Source organism: Methylobacterium sp. J-067 (assembly GCF_022829465.1).
Lineage (GTDB): Bacteria > Pseudomonadota > Alphaproteobacteria > Rhizobiales > Beijerinckiaceae > Methylobacterium > Methylobacterium litchii.
In genome coordinates this window covers 1-15385 of sequence record NZ_JAKSXZ010000050.1, presented here as the reverse complement: position 1 = coordinate 15385, position 15385 = coordinate 1, and the positions used below count along the sequence as shown (strand labels likewise).

At 72.0% G+C, this 15385-nt stretch carries 14 protein-coding genes and 1 tRNA gene; 6 read left to right on the top strand and 9 right to left on the bottom strand.

What is annotated here, in order from left to right; genetic code table 11:
• Positions 1 to 442 precede the first annotated feature (442 nt).
• Both gspD and MKK52_RS04155 read left to right on the top strand, forming a co-directional pair.
• The gene (gene gspD, locus MKK52_RS04160) at positions 443 to 2857 is read left to right on the top strand and encodes a type II secretion system secretin GspD (protein WP_243952508.1); all 2415 of its coding nucleotides are present in this window, start codon (positions 443 to 445) and stop codon (positions 2855 to 2857) included.
• 80 nt (positions 2858 to 2937) lie between these two features.
• Positions 2938 to 3912: a DMT family transporter gene (locus MKK52_RS04155; RefSeq protein ID WP_243952506.1), complete on the top strand. Its 975-nt coding sequence runs from the start codon at positions 2938 to 2940 to the stop codon at positions 3910 to 3912.
• A gap of 12 nt (positions 3913 to 3924) precedes the next feature.
• Here MKK52_RS04155 and MKK52_RS04150 read toward each other — a convergent pair whose 3' ends face one another.
• From MKK52_RS04150 to MKK52_RS04140, 3 genes are read right to left on the bottom strand one after another with little or no spacing between them, the layout of a single operon-like run.
• Complete coding sequence (locus MKK52_RS04150; RefSeq protein WP_243952504.1) at positions 3925 to 4425, bottom strand: hypothetical protein; 501 nt, start codon at positions 4423 to 4425, stop codon at positions 3925 to 3927.
• Positions 4422 to 4952, bottom strand: a complete 531-nt coding sequence (locus MKK52_RS04145; protein WP_243952502.1) for a hypothetical protein — start codon at positions 4950 to 4952, stop codon at positions 4422 to 4424. The genes MKK52_RS04150 and MKK52_RS04145 overlap by 4 nt, the downstream gene beginning before the upstream one ends.
• The gene (locus MKK52_RS04140) at positions 4949 to 6034 is read right to left on the bottom strand and encodes a hypothetical protein (RefSeq protein ID WP_243952501.1); all 1086 of its coding nucleotides are present in this window, start codon (positions 6032 to 6034) and stop codon (positions 4949 to 4951) included. Before MKK52_RS04140 ends, MKK52_RS04145 begins: the two co-directional genes overlap by 4 nt.
• A 187-nt stretch (positions 6035 to 6221) precedes the next feature.
• Here MKK52_RS04140 and MKK52_RS04135 point away from each other — a divergent pair, with 187 nt between their 5' ends.
• Positions 6222 to 7952 (top strand): GspE/PulE family protein, encoded by a 1731-nt coding sequence (locus MKK52_RS04135; protein WP_243952499.1) that lies wholly within the window; start codon positions 6222 to 6224, stop codon positions 7950 to 7952.
• Positions 7952 to 9166: a type II secretion system F family protein gene (locus MKK52_RS04130; protein WP_243952498.1), complete on the top strand. Its 1215-nt coding sequence runs from the start codon at positions 7952 to 7954 to the stop codon at positions 9164 to 9166. Before MKK52_RS04135 ends, MKK52_RS04130 begins: the two co-directional genes overlap by 1 nt.
• A gap of 52 nt (positions 9167 to 9218) precedes the next feature.
• Here MKK52_RS04130 and MKK52_RS04125 read toward each other — a convergent pair whose 3' ends face one another.
• On the bottom strand, positions 9219 to 9671 hold the full coding sequence (locus MKK52_RS04125) for a prepilin peptidase (RefSeq protein WP_243952496.1): 453 nt from the start codon (positions 9669 to 9671) through the stop codon (positions 9219 to 9221).
• A 5-nt stretch (positions 9672 to 9676) separates the two neighbouring features.
• Complete coding sequence (locus MKK52_RS04120) at positions 9677 to 10453, bottom strand: hypothetical protein (RefSeq protein ID WP_243952494.1); 777 nt, start codon at positions 10451 to 10453, stop codon at positions 9677 to 9679.
• Between the two features lie 196 nt (positions 10454 to 10649).
• Here MKK52_RS04120 and gspG point away from each other — a divergent pair, with 196 nt between their 5' ends.
• Complete coding sequence (gspG, locus tag MKK52_RS04115) at positions 10650 to 11090, top strand: type II secretion system major pseudopilin GspG (RefSeq protein ID WP_243952492.1); 441 nt, start codon at positions 10650 to 10652, stop codon at positions 11088 to 11090.
• A 63-nt stretch (positions 11091 to 11153) separates the two neighbouring features.
• Here the strand turns inward: gspG and MKK52_RS04110 are convergent, their stop codons facing one another.
• Together MKK52_RS04110 and MKK52_RS04105 are read right to left on the bottom strand one after the other, a co-directional pair.
• The gene (locus tag MKK52_RS04110; RefSeq protein WP_243952491.1) at positions 11154 to 11660 is read right to left on the bottom strand and encodes an HTH domain-containing protein; all 507 of its coding nucleotides are present in this window, start codon (positions 11658 to 11660) and stop codon (positions 11154 to 11156) included.
• 83 nt (positions 11661 to 11743) lie between these two features.
• Positions 11744 to 12856 carry a replication protein RepA gene (locus tag MKK52_RS04105; protein WP_243952489.1) on the bottom strand — a complete coding sequence of 371 codons (1113 nt, stop codon included), beginning with the start codon at positions 12854 to 12856 and terminating at the stop codon, positions 11744 to 11746.
• A gap of 625 nt (positions 12857 to 13481) precedes the next feature.
• Between MKK52_RS04105 and MKK52_RS04100 the strand changes: the two genes are divergently transcribed.
• The gene (locus MKK52_RS04100) at positions 13482 to 14285 is read left to right on the top strand and encodes a TrmH family RNA methyltransferase (RefSeq protein ID WP_243952488.1); all 804 of its coding nucleotides are present in this window, start codon (positions 13482 to 13484) and stop codon (positions 14283 to 14285) included.
• A gap of 33 nt (positions 14286 to 14318) precedes the next feature.
• Here the strand turns inward: MKK52_RS04100 and MKK52_RS04095 are convergent, their stop codons facing one another.
• Entirely contained in the window at positions 14319 to 15194 is an 876-nt protein-coding gene (locus tag MKK52_RS04095; protein ID WP_243952487.1) for a polysaccharide deacetylase family protein, read from the bottom strand.
• A 73-nt stretch (positions 15195 to 15267) separates the two neighbouring features.
• A tRNA-Met gene (locus tag MKK52_RS04090) sits at positions 15268 to 15344 on the bottom strand.
• Positions 15345 to 15385: the final 41 nt, after the last annotated feature.

Sequence of the window (15385 nt, the reverse complement as noted above, 5' to 3'; positions counted from 1 at the left end):
TTGCGCAATAGACAATTTGATCGCGATGAACAGTCTTGCTTTAAGCGAAGACCATTGTCGAAAACTATCCCTTCCCGCCGATTCCCGGCGCCAGGGTAAATCGATTCGGCGGGTCCTACGGCCCCCGCGCGAGGCCCGTGCGGCAAGTAAGTCGGGGGTGCGCCGCCCGATCCCGACCGTTCCGCACCGCGTTGCGGGTGGGTCGCGGGGTGATGGACTGTCGTCGTGATGTAACCAGAGATTGCATCTTCGGCGGAGAGTTGATGCAACTCCAAACAGCGCGGCCGCCCGCTCAGTTTCCGCTCAATTTTGACTTGCTCTGTCTTTTTAGGAGCTTACTCGCTGCTGGAAACGTTCGTAAGTTGCAGATAAGCGATTTATTAACCACGAAATCATAAACCTGTCCCTGGGACGCAGAGCCGAAGTGGGGACCGTGGGTCGTATGAAGGGTCGCGCACAGATGATCGGCGCGGCACTCCTGTGCGCCGCGGCCACGGCGGCCCCGGCCGCCGAGCCCCTCTCGGACATCCCCGCATCCGGGGCCGGGCTGCGCGGGAGTGCGGGGATCGTGGTCCGAGGCAACGACCGGCTGGTCGGCAGCGAGAGCGCCACGCCGGACTCCCTCCCCGCCGGGATGGTGAGCCTCGACCTCGTGGACGTGCCCCTGGCCGTGGCGGCCAAGGCGGTGCTCACCGACACCCTCGGCTGGGGCTACACCCTGGACGCGGAGGCCGGCGGGCCGATCACCCTCCAGACCGGCGGCCCGGTGAGCCGCGCCGCCCTGCTCTCGCTGTTCGAGGGCGCCCTGTCGAGCCGGGGCCTCGCCCTGAGGCGCCGGGGCCGCATGGCGCAGATCGTGGCGGCGGGGGCGGGCACCCTGCAGCCGGTGCGCGGCGTCGGCGCCGAGGCCGGCGCCGTGGTGGTGCCCCTGCGCTGGATCTCGGCCGCCGAGATGCAGGCGATCCTGGCCGCCGTCGCCCCGCGCGACGTGGTGCTGCGGGCCGACCGGGCGCGCAACGTCCTGATCCTCAGCGGGGATGCCGGCCAGATCCGCACCCTGCGCCAGACCATCGCGGTCTTCGACGTCGACTGGATGCGCGGCATGTCGACGGCGATGCTGCCGGTGCGCAGCTCCAATCCCCGGGCCATCGCCCGCGACCTCACCCAGATCTTCGGCGGCGAGACCGCCGGGACCGGCGACGTCATCCGCTTCGTGCCGAACGAGGCCCTGAGCGCCGTGCTCGTAGTCACCTCGCGGTCGGCCTATCTCGACCGCGCCCGGGTCTGGCTCGGCGAGCTGGAATCCCTCGCCGCCGACCGGGAGCGGCAGCTCTTCGTCTACCGGATCCAGAACCGCTCGGCGAAGGAACTCGCCGCCGTGCTTCAGGGCGTCGTCGCCGCCGAGACCGGCGCGAGCGTGAACGTCTCCTCCGGCGCCGGGTTCGGTGCGGGCGGGCTCGGCGCCACCGCCGGCGGCGCGGGCTTCGGCGGGGACGGGTCGGTGATCGGGGCCGGGTTCGGGACATCCGGCTTCGGCGGCGATTCGTCCGGCGCGGTCGGGGCGCCGTCGGGCCTCTCCGGCAATGCCTCGGGTGGCCTCGCGGGCGGCGGCGGGAGCCTCGCCGGGACGCCGCCGCTGGGCGGCGCCGGGTTCGGCCAGGGGGCCGGGCCGCAGCAGGGCGGCGGGCTGAACGGCGGCGCCGGCGGCGGCTTCGGCGGGGCGGGCGGCGCCGGCTTCGCGTCGGGTTTCGCGAGCGGCTACGGCGCCGATGCGGGCGGCGGCTACGGAATGGCGGGGAGCGTGGGAGGCGGAATGGCCGCCGGCCTGCCGCGCCGGGACATGATCGGCGTCGTCGCCGACGAGACCAACAACAGCCTCGTCATCTCCGCGACCCGCAACCAGTACGACAAGATCCTGCGCATCCTCGGCCGCCTCGACGCGATGCCGACGCAGGTGCTGCTCGAGACCGTCATCGCCGAGGTGACGCTGAACGATCAGTTGCAGTTCGGCGTGCAATGGTTCCTGCAGAACCGGGGCGACCGGCTGAACCTCGCCTCCAACGCCACCGCCGGCCTCGCGGGTTCGGCCGTGCCCGTCACCGGCACGGGGACCGCCGTGAGCGGCACCGCCGCGCTGATCAGCGCCGCGACGCAGGCCATCCCCGGCTTCAGCTACCTGATGAGCGGATCGAACTTCAACGTGGTGCTGAACGCCCTCCAGGGCATCACCACGGTGCATGTCCTGTCCTCGCCCAACATCACCGTGCTCGACAACCGCACCGCCAAGCTCCAGATCGGCGATCAGGTGCCGATCGTGAAGCAGAGCGGCCAGAGCGCGCTCGCCGCCGGCGCGCCGATCCTGAACCAGATCGAATTGAAGGACACGGGCGTCATCCTCTCGGTGACGCCGCGGGTGAACAAGAACGGCCTCGTGGTGCTCGACATCAACCAGGAGGTCAGCGACGTGGTGCCGACCACCACCTCGACCATCAACTCGCCGACCATCCGCCAGCGGCGGGTGGCGACCAGCGTGGCGGTGAACGACGGCCACACCCTGGCGCTCGGCGGCCTCGTGCAGGAGAAGTCGCAGCTCTCGAACGAGAGCCTTCCGATCCTGGGCGACCTGCCCCTCATCGGCCCCGCCTTCCGCAACCGCAGCGACCAGCGGGTGCGCACCGAGCTGATCGTGTTCATCCGCCCGAAGGTCATCCGCGGCGCCGCCGAGGCGGACAAGATCGCGGACGATTTCCGCCAGCAGTTCCGGGCGATGATGCCGGTGCGCCCGGTCCCCCCGCCCCCGCCCATGGCGATGCCGCTGCCCGGCACCGAGGGCGTGCTCCGGCGGATGATGGATTAGCGGACGGATTCCCGAGCAGGAAACGGGAAGCCCGTCGCCGCAGGGACGACGTAGGCAGCGGTCTCCTCGGGAGACCCGCCGTGCCACCTGCCGCAAACCACGCCATGTCCGCCGCCGAATGGGCGATCCTGCTCGTCCTGTCGCTCCTGTGGGGCGGCTCGTTCGTCTTCACGAGCGTCGCACTCACGGCGCTGCCGCCTCTGACGCTCGTCGCCCTGCGCGTCGGCCTCGCCGCACTCATCCTCAACGTGAGCCTGCCGCTCGTGGGCGCGCGGCTTCCGTCCAGCCCGCGCATCTGGGCCGCCTTCGCGGGCATGAGCGTGCTGAACAACGTGGTACCCTTCTGCCTGATCGTCTGGGGGCAGACGCACATCGCGTCCGGCCTTGCCGCCATCCTGAATGCCACGACCCCGCTCTTCACCGTCGTTGCAGTGCATCTCCTCACCACCGACGAGCGCATGACGGGACATCGCTTGACCGGCGTCGTCATCGGGTTCCTGGGCGTCGCAGTGATGGTCGGTCCTTCCGCCCTCGTCGGATTCGGAGCGGCTGTCCTCGCGCAGCTGGCCATCCTGGCCGCTGCCCTGTCGTACGCCTTCGCCGGGATCTTCGGTCGCAGGTTTTCCCGCATGGGGGTGACCCCGCTCGCGACAGCGGCGGGGCAGGTCACGGGCTCGACACTGCTCCTCCTGCCGCTCGTCCTCGTCATCGACCGGCCATGGCATCTGGCATCGCCCGGCCTTCCGGTATGGGGCGCGGTGCTCGGCGCCGCGAGCCTGTCCACGGCCCTGGCCTATGTGCTGTATTTCCGCCTGCTGGGCAGCGTGGGCGCAACGAACCTGCTGCTCGTCACCTTCCTCATCCCCGTCTCGGCCATCCTGCTGGGGGCGGTGGTGCTGGGGGAACATCTGGGCGTCCGCCACTACGCGGGCATGGCCCTGATCGGCGGCGGCCTCGCGGCAATCGATGGCCGGCTCCTGCGGCGCGTCCAGAGATCGCGATCCGAACCGGCATGGCCCTCCGACCCCGGCACCTTCAAAGGACGGGACATCTAGACCGCAGGGGATTCAGCGCCTCAGGGCGGCCGGGGCATCCTCGAAGGGGGCCGGGCGTAGGGTCGCCGGGCGGCCCAGGAACTCGGCCTCGAAGCTGCGGCCGCGCTGGAGCACCGAGACGCGGTCCGGCCCGATCTCCACGACATGCCAGTCGCCCCTTCCCTCGCCCGCCGCGAGCCAGCCCTGGGCGCCGCTGCCGTCGTCGATGAAGGCGCTCGCCTGCCCGCCGTCGAGGCGGAGGCCGCGCAGGACCAGGACCGGCACCGCCGGATCCGGCCGCAGGATCAGGTCGCGGCTGCCCTGCGCCGTCCAGGGGCGGCGCTCGGGGTCGAAGGGCGGGCGGCGCACCGCCGAACCCTCGGCCGGGGCGGCGGCGATGGACGCCGCCCGCGCTACGGCCGGGATCTCCTCCGCCGGCATCGCGACGGCGGCCAGCGCCGCGAGACCGGCCAGGCCGAAGGCGCAGCGCGCGCCCCAGCCGCTCGCGGCGAGCATCCGGGTGAGGGCCGTCACGGTGTCCTCCGGGGCGAGGGGGCGGGCGGCGCGACCACGCCCCGCGCCACGAGGGTGAGGCGCATGAGCGTCGGGCGGCCGATCTCCGCGTCGGCCGGGCGCTCGATGCCGAGGTCGGCCTCCTCCAGGGCGACGAGGGGCGCGCCGGTCTCCAGGGCGTGAACCAGCCCGTGCAGGCCCTCGGCCGTGCCGCGCAGCATCCCGCGCAGGCGCGGCAGGTCCGGGCGGGCGGGATCGGGATCGAGGGTCGCCGCGTCGATCACCACCGCCCGGTCCGCCGCCAGGGCGTCGAGCCGGGCGCGGAAGGCGGCGAGCAGCGCATCCCCGTTCGCCGCGACCAGCGGCGGGACGGATTCCGGCCGGGCGGCGCGCTCCCGCGCCCGGTCCAGGCGGTCGCGGGCGGTCTCGATGGCGGACGAGGCGTCGAGGGAGGACGAGACCGCCCCCGCCCCGAGGGCGAGGAGCAGCCCGCATCCGGCGAGCCGCACCAGCAGCGGCCGCAGGGCGAGGTCCGGCAGAAGCGTCACGGGCGGCCTCCTCCGGCGGCGCGGGGCAGGTGCAGGGTGAGGCGCCGCGTGCCCCCCGGCTCGTCCACCGCTCCCTGGAGGACCGGCGGCGCGAACCCCGGCACCCGGCCGAGGGCGGCGAGCGCGCCCGCCTCGTCCCGCACCGAGAGGGTGACGAGCGCCCCCGTCCCGTCGCAATGGAGGCTCACCGCCGAGGCGCCCTCCGGCAGGGCGGCGGCCAGGGCATCCCAGGTCCGGGCCAGCGGCGGGGCGCGATTCGCGAGGATGGTCGAGAGACCTGCCTGGACCGGCGGCGCCACGCCCACGATGGCGTGCCGGGCGGCGGCGAAGCCCTCGTCGAGGGCGGCGAGCGTCGCGTCCTGATGCGCCCGCCAGCCCCAGAACGCCACCGCGAGCAGCAGCCCCGCCCCGAGCCACAGGGCGACGTCGCCCTTGCCCGCGCCCCCGAGCAGGGCCGGCAGGGCCCGGTGCCCGTGGCTCAAGAGATCGACCGGCAGGGTCTGGTCTTCCGCGCGGCCCACCGCCACCGGCCCGACCGGCAGCCCGGCCGCGGCGAGGGCGTCGAGCACCGGATCGAGCCGCGCCCGCTTGACCACCACGTGCCGCACCCGCAGGGCGCGCGCGGCGACATCCTCGCCCTCCACGAACCAGTCGCTGTAGACGCTCGCCGCCCGGAAGGGCGTGCCGGCCTCCAATTCCTCCGCCAGCAGCGCGCGCATCCGCGGCAGGGCGGCGCTCGGCACGTCGAGGCAGCGGATGAAGCAGGCGGCGGGGTCGAGGAGCACCTTGGCCCGCATGCCCCCGCGCCCGCCGGCCACCGCCGCGATGCGCTCGGACAGGTCCGCCGCCCCGGCCTCGAACCGGTAGGTCCGTGCCTCGCCCTCGCGGCGGTCGATCACCGTCACCGCCTCGTCCCCCGGCGCGCCGAGGCGCACGGTCAGGGCGGTGGGCAGGCGGTCGGCCCGGGGCTCGGAGAAGCCCGACAGGTGCACCGCCGCATCGAGGAATGGCCGCAGCCGCGCCGCCTGGGCTCCGGCCAGCCAGTGGCGGAACGCGGACGGAACGGCGGATGGGGCGCTCACGGTCAGGCTCCGGTTCATCGCATGAGCCTTCGTTAAGCCTCCGGTATTGCTAACCGCTTAAGGTTGTAGTGACGAAACCTGATTCCACCGCGTGGGGATCGCCGCGAGATCCGAGAGTTGAGGGCCCCATCGCATTCCGCAACGATCTCTCCGGCGGCCGGGGACACGACGACAGGACGACCGGGCGATGCTGAACATCTGGGCCGCCAAGAGCCGCCCGCTGCGGGCGGTGCCCGACCGGCGCGGCGACCGGCGCGGGGCCCGCGACGCGGCGCGCGACTTCATCGCCTTCCTCGCGGAACGGGAGGCGCTGGATGCCGCCGGGCACGAGCGGGCGCTGGCCGCCCTCGACCTGCCCGGCCGGCGCGCCCTGCCCGTCCTGCTGGTGGAGCTCGGGCTGATCCACGAGGCGACCCTCGTCACCGCCCTGTCGGAGGCGACGGGCCTGTCCATCCTCGACCCCGAGGAGATCCCGCCCGCCCCCGTCCTGCCGGAGGCGATCGGCGCCGAGTACTGCGCCCGCGCCCGCATCCTGCCCGTCGCCGCCGGGCCGGACGGGCTTACCGTGGCCGTGGTCGATCCCTTCGACCCCGAGACCGTGCCGGCGCTGGAACACCTCGCCGACCGGCCGGTGGAGCGGCGCCTCCTCGGCCCCGGCGGGTTCGAGCGGGCGCACCGGGCCGTCTACGGCGATGCCGCGCCGGAGGAGGACGGTGCCGTCGATGACGACCTCGCCCGCCTGCAGGATGTGGCGAGCCAGGCGCCCATCGTGAGGCTCGCCGCCCGCCTCGTGCGCAAGGCCTTCGAACTCTCGGCCTCGGACATCCACCTGGAGGCCGAGGAGGCCGACATGCGGGTGCGCTACCGGGTCGATGGCGTGCTCATCGAATCCGAGCGGCTCGCGAAATCGGTGCAGCTCGCGCTGACCACCCGCATCAAGATCCAGGCCGGGCTCAACATCGCCGAGCGGCGCCTGCCCCAGGACGGGCGCATGAAGGCCCCCGACCGGGGCCAGGAGGTCGATATCCGCGTCTCGACGCTGCCCACCGCCCATGGGGAGAGCGTGGTGCTGCGCGTCCTCGACGGCTCCCGCCGGGTGGAGGATTTCTCCGATCTCGGCTTCGACGCCCCCGCCATCGCGCAGATCGAGGCTATGACGAGCCGGCCGAACGGCCTCGTCCTCGTCACCGGCCCCACCGGCTCGGGCAAGACCACCACCCTCTACGCGGCGCTCAAGCGCCTCAACGGGCCGCATCTCAAGGTCGTCACCGTCGAGGACCCGGTGGAATACCGGATGGCCGGGGTGAACCAAGTGCAGGCCCATCCCGGCATCGGCCTCGACTTCGCCGCCGCGCTCCGCTCCATCCTGCGCCAGGACCCGGACGTGGTCATGGTCGGCGAGATCCGCGACGGCGAGACCGCGCGGATCGCCGTGCAGGCCTCGCTGACCGGCCACCTCGTGGTCTCGACGCTGCACACCAACTCGGCCGCCGCCGCCGTGACCCGGCTGATGGACATGGGCGTCGAGCCCTACCTCATCGCCGCGACCCTGAACGGTGTCGTCGCCCAGCGCCTCGTGCGCCGCCTCTGCGACGACTGCGCCGAGACCGTGCCCGGCACCGCGCGGGACCGGATCGCGCTGGGCCTGCCCCCCGGCAGCCCCCTGACCCTGCGCCGCCCCTGCGGCTGCCCCGCCTGCAACGGCACCGGCTACCGGGGCCGGATGGTCGTGTCCGAGGTGATGCTCCTCGACGGGGCGTTGCGCGGGATGATCGCAGAGCGCGCCGGAGAGCAGGCCCTCGCCGCCCATGCCCGGGCCGGGGGCATGACCTCCCTCTCGCAGAGCGGACGGGCGCTGGCGATGGCCGGCCGCACCAGCCTCGACGAGGTCGGCCGCGTCCTCGAGGGGATCGCCTGATGGGCCATTTCGCCTACAGGGCCTACGCCGCCGACGGGCGCACCCGCGCGGGCAAGGTCGAGGCCGAGACCCGCCAGCGGGCCGTGGCGCTCTTGCAGGGCGAGGGGCTGCGGGTCTTCGCCATCGAGGCCGCCGCCGCCGGGCCGGACGCCTTCTGGAAGCGCGACCTGTTCGGCCGCGACCGGGTGAACGACGCCGCCCGCGTCGCCTTCCTGCGGGAATTCGGCACCCTGCTCGGCGCCGGCCTCACCGTCGACCGCGCCCTCCGGCTCACCGAACGGCAGGCCTCCAAGGCCCTGCGACCCATCCTCACCGACCTGCTGGAGCGGGTCGTCGGCGGCGCCTCCCTGTCGCGGGCCATGGGCGCGCATCCGCAGGCCTTCCCGCAGGACATGGTCGACATCATCCGGGCGGGGGAGGCCACCGGCACCCTCACCGACGTCATCGCCTCGCTCACCGCCTCCATCGCCCGCCGCGACGCGGTGCGCCGCCACCTCGCTTCCGCGATGATCTATCCCGGCCTGCTGGTGCTGATGGCGATCGGGACGATCGCGATGATCGTCGGCGTGCTGGTGCCGGCCCTCGCCCCGATGTTCGAGGGCAGCGGGCAGGCCCCGCCCTTCGCCATCCGCGCCGCCGGGGCGTTGGGGGATTTCGTCTCCGCGTGGTGGCCCGTGCTCCTCGGCGGACTCGCCGCCGCCCTCGCCCTGCTGGCGCGGAGCTGGCGCCGGCCCGGTTTCGCCGCCGCCCGCTCGGCCCTGGCCCTGCGCCTGCCCCTGGTGCGCGAGGTCGTGATCGGCATCGAGCTTGGGCGGATCTGCCGGGTGCTGGCCACCCTCCTGCAGGCGCAGGTGCCGGTGCCCGACGCCGTGGCCGCCACCAAGCCGCTCGCCGGCAACCGCGTCTTCCGCCTCGCCCTCGACGAGGCCGGGCAGCGCCTCGTCGAGGGCGGCAGCCTCGCCTCCGGCCTCGGACGCCTGCGCCCCTATGCCCCCTCCACCCTGAACCTCATCGCCAGCGGCGAGCAGGTGAACCGGCTGGGCAGCGTGCTCGGCCACGCCGCCGAGATGCACGAGACCCAGACCCGCCAGCGCATCGACGGGATGCTCGCCCTGTTCACCCCCCTCGTCACCGTCGCCATCGGCGGGTTGATCGGCGGGCTGATCGTGTCGGTGATGGCGGCGATCCTGAGCGTCGGGCAGTTGGCGCAGTAGAGCAGGGCGCTGCCCTGCACCCGCCAAAGGGCTTGCCCTTTGGGATCCCCTTTCAGGCCGGCGTCAGGACCAGGGCGGCGTGCAGGCCTAGCGCCAGGAACGGGCCGAAGGGCAGGCGCGTCCGCGCGTCGAGGCGGGCGAGCACCACCACGAGAAGCGCCGACAGGCTCGCCACCAGGAGGACGAAGGGGAGACCGGCGAGGCCCGTCCAGGCCGTGGCGGCGGCGAGGAACTTCACGTCCCCGAGCCCCAGCCCGATCCGGCCACGCAGGCGGGCATGGAGCGCCCTCACCCCCCAGAACAGGCCGAAGGCGACCGCGACCTCCCCGACGCGCAGCCACACGAATTCCGGATCATGCCAGGCCGCGAGCCCGAGCCCGGCGGCGAGCAGCGCGAGGTTCAACCCGTTCGGGATGATCCGCCGCCGCCAGTCGATCCAGGCGATCGGCAGCGTCAGCGTCAGCGGTAAAGGCGCGAGGGCGAGAAGGAGGTCGGCGGGGGGCACGGGCCTCAGGCTCGGGCGGCGCCGACCCGTACGAACTGGCTCGCCGGGATGCGTGCCGGACGGGACGCGGCCGGGACCGCCCTGCCCCGGCGCAGGGCGCTCCATTCGCGCAGGTGCAGCCAGAGGGTGTAGGCGCCGACGGAGCCCGCCGCCACGCCCGTGAGCCAGAGGCCGATCAGCGTCCCGTAGGCGACGACGTTGTTCAATTCGCGCATCAGCCCCAGCACGAAGGCGGTGTACCACGACACCCCCGAGACCGCGCCGGAGACGAGGAAGATGCCCGTGCGCGCGCCCGAGATGCCGTCGAGCATCGGGCGGCCGACATCGCGCAGGATGCCGGGCAGGACGGCGCTGTGGATGATGAGCCCGTTCAGGGTGAGCACCACCACCACGGTGATCTTCGCCCAGAGCTTCGGGTTCTGGAACTTCTCCGGCGATTCCGCCGCGTAGACCGCCAGGAAGCCGAGCCCCGACAGCCACAGCAGCACGATGCCCACCGTGCAGACCTTGCTGACGAACAGGAAGATCCGCGCGATCTCCGGCGGCAGGCTCCCCCAGCGCATCCAGCGCAGGATCCAGAAATCGAGCATCGTCGCCCCGCCGAGGCCGAAGCACAGGCCGACGAGATGCAGCCCCACCAGCAGGGTGAGCACCCGCACCGGCGGCAGCGGACCCGGCAGGGCGAGGGTCAGCGGCTCCGCCAGCGCCGGGCTCGCGCCCAGGAGGCCGAGCAGAAGGCTGGCGCCGATGGGAAGAACAAGGCTCGCGCGCAAACCGCTCATCGTCTCTGCCGGCCCTTTCGGGCCCGTCCCTCCGAGAGTACGAGGGTTTTGTCGCAGGACGGCGTTAACAAAGGTAAAAACCACCGCCGGAACCTGCCGCGAAAACCACCGATCGACCCCTGTCGCGCCAGCGAAATCTTTAGAAAGCCCGGCCATCATGCCGGCCTATAGACGTCGTGATTATCGGAGCCGGGAAATGAACGGGAGCATGAGCCGCGCCGAGGCCGAGGAGGCCGGGGAGGCGGGCTTCTCGCTGGTGGAATTGCTGGTGGTGCTGGCGATCATCGGCATGATCGCGACGATGGTGACGCCGCAGGTGCTGGGTTATCTCGGCCGGGCCAAGGGCGAGACGGCGCGCATCCAGGTGAAGAACATCGCGCAGGCGGTGGAGCTGTATTACCTCGACCTCGGCGGCTACCCGAGCTCCGACCAGGGCCTCCAGGCGCTGGTGCAGCCGACCGGCCCCGGCTGGCGCGGCCCGTATGTGCGCGACGCGCGCGGCCTGGTGGACCCGTGGGGCCACCCCTACCTCTACCGCTCACCGGGCCTCGGCGCGTCGCCCTACGAGGTCTACTCGCTGGGCAGCGACGGCAAGGCCGGCGGTTCGGGCGAGAGCGCCGACGTCGCCAGCAACTGAGGGATCCCAAAGGACGAGTCCTTTGGTGGGGTCCAGGGGCAAGGCCCCTGGGCCTTTTGTTTTTTATGGGTCCCCCTCACCGGCCAGCCCGTACACGGCCTCCCCGTGCCGCCGGAGCGGCCCGCCCTCGCCCGAGCGCTTCCACAGCCGGGTGTTGAGGGCCGCCACGGGATCGCGACCCGGAATGGCGAAGCCGCGCGCGATCAGGGCATCGTGGATCTCCCGCGCATGGAGGGGCTGCCCGGCCTCGTGGAGGACGGCGCAGGCGGCCTCGACGAGGGCGCGGCCGTAGCGGCGGGCGCCGGTGGGATCTTCGGCGAAGGCGACGGGCTCGGGCGCGGCGGGGCGGCGGACCCGGGTCGGCGGAGCGGGGGCCTCCCTCTCCTCCACGGGCTCCGGGGCAGGCGCGGGCGCGGGGGCGGGCGTGGGCGCCGGCCGGGGGATCCCGGCATTCAGCCGCCGGCCGAGTTCGAGGTAGAGGACGAGGTCGGCGATCTCGCGGTCGAGGGTTTCCCGCTGGCGCCTCAGCTGCGCCAGCCGCTCTTCCGCCTCGTGTTCCGAGAGGCCCATTCCGTTCCCACCGCGTCAATTCCCTGCATGGAATAAGGGAATACACGGCTCCGGCGCAACGGAATGAACGCCATTCCCTCCGCTTATTCCATATCTTCCATCATCTTCCCTGCGATCTTCCGTTTCGTTCCCTTCCGGGGCGGAACGAGGAGGGCGGTCTCGTCGGCGGGGGAGAGAACGAGCCCGTTCTCATCGAGGCTCGCCGGCAGCTTCGGGAACACCTCCTGCAGGTGGGCGAGGTCGGCCTTGAACCCCTGCCGGAAGCTGCGGATCGAGGCGTTTTCCGCCCCGAATTGCTGGTGCAGGTTGTTCCAGGTGAGCCGCAGGGGCCGGGGCAGCGCCCGCAGGCGGTAGCCGAGCCAGAACAGCAGGTCGAGCTTGCGCGCCGAGCCGGAGAAGGCCTTCGCCGCCCGCATGTCGACGGGCAGGGCGTGGCGGATCAGGGTCTCGTAGAATTCCTGGTCGAAGCGCACGGTGCGCCCGCCATCCTGCACCTCGTCCCCCTCGCCCGCGCGGGAGCGCCAGAGTTCGAGGCTGCGGAACGGCGGCACGTTGAGGGTGGTGGCGCTGTCGCGCCCGTCCCAGAGGCCGATCTGCATGGTGCAGGCGGCGAGCCGGTTCAATTGCTCCTTGAACTGGCGGATCGTGCCGCGCTCGCCCCCGGTCACGGCGAAGCCCATCTCGCGCATGAAGCCCGAGAGAGTGTCGGCCACCTGCACCACGGCGCTGCGCTGGCGCACGGCCTCCGTGCAGAGGTGCAGGAGCATCAGCCGCGCCTTCGGCCCGTAGGGCAGGCCCTGGGGCGCGAAGGCGCCCGTCGTGGGGTCCTTGAGCCGCCCGGCGATGAGGTTCAGCGAGTTGCGCCCGTAGGTCCGCGAGAATTCCCGCACCGCCCCCGGATCGCGATAGGGCAGGCCGCACAGGGCCAGCACCGAATGGATGTGCTGGAGGTTCTCCGGCAGGGCGGGCTCGTTCTCGATGACGAGGCGCACCGCGTCCCGCCGCTTCTGGTCGCGGGAGAGGTCGGCCCGGCGGGCCTCCTCCTCGCCCTGGGCGGCGCGCGTGGCGTCGCGCTCCCGCTGCCGGTGGTGCAGGTGGGCGACGATCGGCGCGAACAGGAAGCCGCCCCGGGCGGCCTCCAGCTCGGCCAGGAGGTCGGGATCGCGGATCTCCGCGACCATTGCCTCGATCCCCATTGCGTCCCGTGCTCGAACCCCGGCCCGCATCGGACGGACCCCCGACAGGACATGGCACGATTCGCGGGCGCGGGGCGTGACCGCTTCGGACTTGTCCCGGCAATCCACGTTTCCCCGCACAGGTGCGGCGAGGCGGCCGGCTCGTTCCGAGCCTCACGCAGAGTTCGATACGCCCCCTTGTCCCCGGACTTCACACCCTTCCCTGCCGATCGACGCCGAATTGCATACGCGGCCACGCAGAATCCCATGCGCCGGGGCGTCGGGCTGGCGCAGACTCCCATACGCCACCGCGCAGAGTTCCATACGCATCCGCGCAGAGTCGGATACCGGAACGGGCCTTAACCCCTTGGTTGGATAGGGGGAACGGCGCGGGCATATAACCTGCTGAACAGACTCTCTGATAAAGATGGTTTGATAGTTTTCCTAATGCGCGCGAGGCTCGTTCGCCAAACCGGACGGAACGGTTGGAAGGAATGAACATGTTTTGAAGGGAATAACCCCGTTTCGTCCACAGAACGGGGCGCGTGAAGCGACCGGACGAACCCCCGACTTGACGAAACCCGAGGCGAAGGCTTCACCCAAGGCTCATTCCTCCAGGCATGGTTCGAAGGAGCCCGCCCTCCCCGTGGCGCCACCCGACACCCGCAAACCCGGACGGCCCTTCCGGCCCCGTCATCACGGCCGCCCGGCCCATCCCGGCGATCCCCCGCCCCGGCCTGCCGGCGACGACGCGATCGTCCTCTATGGCTGGCATCCGGTCTGCGAGGCGCTGGCCAACGAGAAGCGCGGCCTGCGCCGCCTCCTCGCGAGCGAGAACGCCATCCTCCGGTTGCAGGAGGCCTTCGGGGACGCCCTGCGCATCGCGCCGGAGCTCGTGCGCCCCGCCGAGATCGGGCGGCTGCTCGGGGCCGATGCCGTCCACCAGGGACTCTATCTGGAGGCGGATCCCCTCCCCGGCCCCGCCCTTGACGCCATGCCGGAGGACGCGCTGCTGCTCGCCCTCGACCAGATCACCGATCCGCATAACGTCGGTGCCATCGTCCGCACCGCCGCCGCCTTCGGTGTTACGGGCATCGTGACCACCGTGCGCCACGCGCCCGGCGCGACGGGCGTGCTCGCGAAATCCGCCTCCGGCGGGTTGGAGCACGTGCCGTTCATCACCGTCCGCAATCTGGCGGAGGCGCTGATCACATTGGGAGAGCGGGGGTTCACCCGAGTCGGGCTCGATTCCGATGCGGAGGTGGAGCTGGGGGCACTCAACGCGCCGCGGCCCCTCGTCATCGTGCTGGGGGCCGAGGGGAAGGGTTTGCGGGAGCGCACGCGCAGTTGCTGCGATACCCTCGCCCGGATCCCGTTTTCGGGGGCCATCCGCAGCTTGAACGTGTCGAACGCGGCGGCCATCACCCTGTACGCGTTGGGGCGCAAGTAGTCGGGGCACCGCCCCGACACCCCGCCAAAGGGCTTAGCCCTTTGGAATCCCCGGATGGGCTGCGATGGCGCCGGCCGTCGTCAGCCAGATCTTGTCGCGGTGGGACGCGATGTGGGCGAGCGCCCGGCGCAGCGGGCCCAGGCGGTGGGGCTGGCCGGTGATGTAGGGGTGAAGGGCGATGCCCATCACCAATGGCGCCGAGGCGGATTGCGCCAGCATCTCCTCGAACCCGTCGAGAATCGCCTGCGCGAACTCCCGGCCGGTCTCCTTGCGCGCGACGATCGCCGGGATGTCGTTCAATTCCTGCGGATAGGGGATCGCCAGGATCGGGTTGCCGCGCGTGGCGAACCAGGTCGGCTGATCGTCGTGGCACCAGTCGAGGAGGTAGCGGTAGCCGGCCTCGGCCAGGAGGTCGGGCGTCGCGTGTGATTGCGAGATCCATGGGCCGAGCCAGCCCTGTGGCGCCCTGCCCTCCTCCCGGGTGAGCACCTCCGTCGCCTCCGCAATCAGCGCCCGCTCGGCCGCCTCGTCGAGGACACCCTGCCGCTCGGCGTTGCTGCGGCCATGGGCGACGATCTCGTCGCCCCGCGCCCGGAACGCCTCGATCAGGCCGGGACAATCCCGGTAGAGCCGGCTGTTCGCCAGCACGCTGACCGGCATGTGCAGCGCGTCGAACAGGTCGCGCATCCGCCAAGCCCCGACCCGGTTCCCCCAATCGCGCCACGCGTAGTTGAGCACGTCCGGCTGCGGCCCGCCCGGCGCCAGCTCCGCCCCGAGCCCCGATCCGAAATCGAAGGTCTCGAGGTTCAGGGCGACATAGACCGCAAGCCGCTTGCCGCCGGGCCAGTCATAGACCGGCCGCTCCGGCAGGGCGCTGTAGGGGTATCGGCCGTGATGAGGAAATGTCATGCGGCCAAGATAGGGCGCAGGCCGAACACGAAAAACCCGCCGCGTCTTTCGACGGGCGGGTTGTTCGTGTGTTTGGTTGCGGGGGTTGGATTTGAACCAACGACCTTCAGGTTATGAGCCTGACGAGCTACCGGACTGCTCCACCCCGCGCCAAGCGGTGTCGTGAGAGGGAATGGTGTGTTGTCTTTGCG

Excerpts from the sequence above, each read along its gene's own strand:
- MKK52_RS04095 (WP_243952487.1), bottom strand. The coding sequence starts at position 15,194 with ATGACATTTCCTCATCACGGCCGATACCCCTACAGCGCCCTGCCGGAG.
- MKK52_RS04130 (WP_243952498.1), top strand. The coding sequence starts at position 7,952 with ATGGGCCATTTCGCCTACAGGGCCTACGCCGCCGACGGGCGCACCCGC.
- MKK52_RS04110 (WP_243952491.1), bottom strand. The coding sequence starts at position 11,660 with ATGGGCCTCTCGGAACACGAGGCGGAAGAGCGGCTGGCGCAGCTGAGG.
- MKK52_RS04135 (WP_243952499.1), top strand. The coding sequence starts at position 6,222 with ATGCTGAACATCTGGGCCGCCAAGAGCCGCCCGCTGCGGGCGGTGCCC.
- MKK52_RS04120 (WP_243952494.1), bottom strand. The coding sequence starts at position 10,453 with ATGAGCGGTTTGCGCGCGAGCCTTGTTCTTCCCATCGGCGCCAGCCTT.
- gspD (WP_243952508.1), top strand. The coding sequence starts at position 443 with ATGAAGGGTCGCGCACAGATGATCGGCGCGGCACTCCTGTGCGCCGCG.
- gspG (WP_243952492.1), top strand. The coding sequence starts at position 10,650 with ATGAACGGGAGCATGAGCCGCGCCGAGGCCGAGGAGGCCGGGGAGGCG.
- MKK52_RS04105 (WP_243952489.1), bottom strand. The coding sequence starts at position 12,856 with ATGGGGATCGAGGCAATGGTCGCGGAGATCCGCGATCCCGACCTCCTG.